Annotated in this window: 4 protein-coding genes; 1 reads left to right on the top strand and 3 read right to left on the bottom strand. The window is 74.1% G+C overall.

Features of this window, described 5'->3' with window-relative positions; translation table 11 throughout:
• The 3 genes from LCE31_RS37205 to LCE31_RS37195 all read right to left on the bottom strand — a co-directional run.
• Positions 1 to 920 (bottom strand): S1C family serine protease (locus LCE31_RS37205; RefSeq protein ID WP_225022475.1); only part of this gene is annotated, 920 nt, incomplete at its 3' end.
• A 187-nt stretch (positions 921 to 1107) separates the two neighbouring features.
• Complete coding sequence (locus LCE31_RS37200) at positions 1108 to 2142, bottom strand: LacI family DNA-binding transcriptional regulator (protein WP_225022473.1); 1035 nt, start codon at positions 2140 to 2142, stop codon at positions 1108 to 1110.
• Between the two features lie 264 nt (positions 2143 to 2406).
• On the bottom strand, positions 2407 to 3111 hold the full coding sequence (locus LCE31_RS37195) for a response regulator transcription factor (RefSeq protein ID WP_225022471.1): 705 nt from the start codon (positions 3109 to 3111) through the stop codon (positions 2407 to 2409).
• A gap of 538 nt (positions 3112 to 3649) precedes the next feature.
• On the opposite strand from LCE31_RS37195, the gene LCE31_RS37190 reads away from it, so the two are divergent.
• On the top strand, positions 3650 to 4519 hold the full coding sequence (locus tag LCE31_RS37190; RefSeq protein ID WP_225022469.1) for an alpha/beta hydrolase family protein: 870 nt from the start codon (positions 3650 to 3652) through the stop codon (positions 4517 to 4519).
• Positions 4520 to 4559 lie beyond the last annotated feature (40 nt).

Raw genomic sequence — 4559 nt, 5'->3', positions numbered from 1 at the left:
CTTTCCCCGCCCTGCCCCTGCTGCTCCTGGCCCTGGCTGTCGCCGTCCTCCTTCGGGACGGTCACGTCGCGGTTCAGCGCCGAGACGATGCCGCTGGTCACCGTGCCCTGGAGGCCCTGCGGGGAGCCGATCGCAACCACCTGGTCACCCACGCGCACGCTGTCGGAGTCGCCGAGCGTGGCGGTCTTCAGCCCGCTCGCGCCCTGGAGCTTGATGAGCGCGAGGTCCTTGGCCGAGTCCGTGCCCATGACGCTCGCGCTGTACGTCTTGCCGGTGCTCATCTTCACCTTGACCTGCGAGGCGCCGGAGACCACGTGGTTGTTCGTGAGGACCTGGCCGTCGGAGGTGATGACGATGCCGGAACCGATCGACTCGCCGGCCGACGAATCCGCCGTGATCTCCACGACCGCGGGCGAGACGGCCTGTGCGACACCGGCCACGGTGCCCTTGCTGCTCTGCGAGACCGTCGTGCCGCTGACGCCGACGGTCGTGCTGCCGTTGGGGTTGTTGTCCGCGTTCTTCGTGAGCACGGTTGCCACTCCGCCGCCGACGACTGCGGCGGCCAGCGCCACCGCCGCCACCAGCGCGACGGGGCCGCGGGCACGCCGCCGCGCCGCGCCGTGCGCGCCCGCCGGGGCGTAGGCGGGCGGCGGCGGGAAGGCCGCGCCGGAGGGACCCGTGGCGGTCTCCCCCGTGTCGCCGGTGGCGCCGGTCTCCCGCGCCCCGTCCGCGCCGTACGTTCCCTGGGGTGTCCCCTGCGGTGTTCCCTGCGTTCCGTAGGGCGTGTACGGGTCGGCGGGGGATGACGCGTACGGCTGCCGCGGTGCCTGGTAAGGCCCCTGCTGCGGCTGCTCAGGCTGCTCGCCGAAGGACTGGTCGTCGCTGTGGTGGCTGTCGCGGTGCCCGAAGAATTTCGTCATGCCTATGACTGTCCGACTGTGAAATGAAAAGACTATGAGGGCCCTGTGAGAAGCCCGACAGAAGTGCGTATGCCCGATATAAGGGCGCCGGGAGGGGAGTTGCGCGAGAGAGCCGTGCGACCGGTCGCGCCGGGGCGGCACCGGGAGGGGCGGCCCCACGTGCTCGGGCCGGGCGGCGGCCTCGCCGCTACGCGCAGCCGCAGGACTGGCGCACGATCAGCGCGGAGGGGAACTGCCGCACCCGGCCCCAGCCGCCGTCCCGCCGCGCCCCGGCGACCCGCAGGCCGTCGTCCAGCACCAGGTCGACGGCCGCCCGCGCCATCGCGGGCCGGTCGGACGAGACCGTCGTCAGCGGCGGGTCGGTGAGCCCCGCCTCCTTCACGTCGTCGAACCCGGCGACGGCCAGCTCGCCCGGTACGTCGATGCGCAGCTCGCGCGCCGCGCGCAGCACGCCGATCGCCTGGTCGTCCGTCGAGCAGAAGACGGCGGGCGGGCGCTGCGGGCCCGCGAGCAGCCCGAGGGCGAGCGTGTACGCCTCGTAGCGGTTGTACGGGGCCTCGAAGAGGCGGCCCTCGACCGACCGCCCCGACTCCAGCATGGCCCGCCGCCACCCCTCGACGTGGTCGGCCACCGGGTCGCCCACGGACGGGGTCGTCGCGACGCCGCCGAGGCAGGCGACATACGGGTGGCCGTGCTCCAGGAGATGGCGGGTGGCCAGCTGCGCGCCGCCGATGTCGTCCGTCACGACGGCGACGTCGTCGATGGACTCCGGCCGCTCGTGCAGGAGCACGACCCGGGCGTCCCAGGCGTCGATCTCGGCCGCCGCGCCCTCGCTCGGCCCCTGCGCGACGAGGATCAGCCCCGACACCCGCATGCCCAGGAAGGCGCGCAGGTAGTGGACTTCGCGCTCGCCGCGGTAGTCGGAGTTGCCGACGAGCACCATCTTCCCGCGCTCGGCCGCGGCCTGTTCGACCGCGTGCGCCATCTCGCCGAAGAACGGCTGGCGCGCGTCCGGGACGATCATTCCTATGAGGTCCGTACGGCGGGACGCCATGGCCTGCGCGACCCGGTCGGGCCGGTAGCCCAGCTCCTTGATCGCGGCGAGTACGCGCTCGCGGGTGGCCGGGGCGACCGGCCGGGGTCCGTTGTTGATGACGTAGCTGACCACCGCGGTCGACGTACCCGCCAGTCGTGCCACATCGTCCCGCGTCACCTTGGCCACGGACCGGAGTCTACGCGGGATGACCGGCGCGGACGCCAGCACTTCCGGCCGTCCGGCCAGGAGCGCTTCCGGCCGTCCGGCCGCAGCGCCTCCTGCCGTCCGGCCCGCGCGTGCGGCGGCGGTGCGAGGCGCCGGCGGCGAGGCGGAGCCCCAGCGACGAGGCTCCGCGGACGAGCCTCAGGGGCGAGACGCCCACGGCGAGGTTCCCGGGGACAAGGCGCCGGCGGCGAGGCGCCCGGGCACGGTCCGGGCGCCGCCCGCGGGTTACGCCATCGCCATCCGGTCGCTCGACTCCGGCTTCTCGGGGGAGACGAAGCGGTAGCCGACGTTGCGGACCGTGCCGATCAGCGACTCGTGCTCGGGGCCCAGCTTGGCGCGCAGGCGCCGGACGTGGACGTCGACCGTGCGCGTACCGCCGAAGTAGTCGTAGCCCCACACCTCCTGGAGGAGCTGGGCGCGCGTGAACACGCGGCCCGGGTGCTGCGCCAGGTACTTGAGCAGCTCGAACTCCTTGAAGGTCAGGTCCAGGACCCGGCCCTTCAGCTTCGCGCTGTAGGTGGCCTCGTCGACCGACAGGTCGCCGTTGCGGATCTCCGCGGGGCCCTCGTCGGAGGTGATCTGCTGCCGGCCCATCGCGAGCCGGAGCCGGGCCTCGACCTCGGCGGGGCCCGCCGAGTCGAGCACGACGTCGTCCACGCCCCAGTCGGCGGAGACCGCGGCGAGGCCGCCCTCCGTCACGACGAGGACCAGCGGGCAGCCGGGGCCTGTCGAGCGCAGCAGCTGGCACAGCGAGCGCACCTGCGGGAGGTCGCGGCGTCCGTCGACGAGGATCACGTCGGCGCCCGGGGTGTCCACCAGGGCGGGGCCCTCGGCGGGCGCCACGCGGACGGTGTGCAGGAGCAGGCCGAGCGCGGGCAGCACCTCGGCGGAGGGCTGGAGGGCGTTGGTGAGCAGCAGCAGGGAGCTCATCGCGCCTCACCCGCCCCGGTCGCAGGACCGGCCGCGACCGGCCACCCCCCGTACACGGCCGCGTGCCGGGGGCGGCCTGCGCGGCGCGCACCGTCCGTGGGGTGCGTACGGCCGCGGTTCGGACGGCTCGAACGGCTCGGACGGCTCGAACGGTGCGGACAGTGATGGTCCGTGGATCGCTTGCCCATGACGTCGGTTCCTCCTCGGTCCCTGCGATGGGGGCAATGCTTCGGTACCGCCGGTTGTCGCCGGGGACTGCCCGGGTCTCGCCGGGCGCCGCCCGGTTCCTGCCGGGTGCCGCCCGTCGCCGCCGCCGGTACCACCTGGTGCGGTTGTTCCATTCGTTCATCTGCTTGTAACAAGAAGCAGAAAACGCAAAAGGACCCGGGGGCTGCGTCGCCGGGTCCTCTTCCCCAGCAGAATAGCCCACATGCGTGGTGAATCAGGAGGTCAATCCCGGGGATCATTCATTCCCGCCGGGCCGCCGGGGGTCGTCCGGACGGTCCTGACGACGGAGGACGCCGTCCGAGTCGAGGCGATGTACGAGCCGTGTACGGCAGATGTCCCAGGTGGCGGCGGGACCGGGGGCCCCGGCGCGGGACCGGGGCTCCGCCCCGCCGAGCGGACCGTGGTCGTCGTCGCGCACGGATTCACCGGAAGTGTCGACCGGCCCGCCGTCCGCAGGGCCGCCGAGGTCTTCGCGCGTAGTGCGGCGGTTGTCACATTCTCCTTCCGCGGGCACGGAGCGTCCGGCGGCCGGTCCACGGTCGGTGACCGCGAGGTACTGGATCTGGCGGCGGCGGTGCGCTGGGCGCGGTCCTTCGGCCACCGGCGCGTGGTGACGGTCGGGTTCTCGATGGGCGGCTCGGTCGTCGTACGGCACGCGGCCCTGTACCGGGACCGCCCCGACGCCGGAACGGACGCCGTGGTCTGCGTCAGCGGCCCCGCGCGCTGGTACTACCGGGGTACGGCCCCGATGCGCCGTCTGCACTGGGTGGTGACCCGGCGGGTCGGCCGGGTGGTGGGCCGCTACGGCCTGCACACCCGCATCTACCAGCACGACTGGGACCCGGTCCCGCTGTCGCCTGTCGATGCCGTGCCCCGCATCGCGCCCGTGCCGCTGCTCGTCGTCCACGGCGACCAGGACCCGTACTTCCCGCTCGACCATCCGCGCATGCTCGCCGCCGCGGCGCCCGAGGGCGCGGCGGAGCTGTGGATCGAGCCCGGCATGGGACACGCGGAGAACGCGGCGGCGGAACCGCTGCTGGCCCGGATCGCCGCCTGGGTCGCCGACCGCACCGGTACGCCGAGGGAGCCGCGCGCGGACGGGGCCTTCCAGCACCCCCGCACGGACCCCGGGCGAGGCGGCGGGGCGGCGGCCCGCGAGGTGCCCGAGGAGCGGGGGTGACCGAGCATCCCCCGGCGTCGGCCATCATGGAGGCCGACGG

It is taken from the genome of Streptomyces sp. 8L (assembly GCF_020176795.1).
GTDB lineage: Bacteria > Actinomycetota > Actinomycetes > Streptomycetales > Streptomycetaceae > Streptomyces.
Note: the sequence above shows the minus strand (reverse complement) of the source record. Positions and strands in the feature narration are given on the sequence as shown.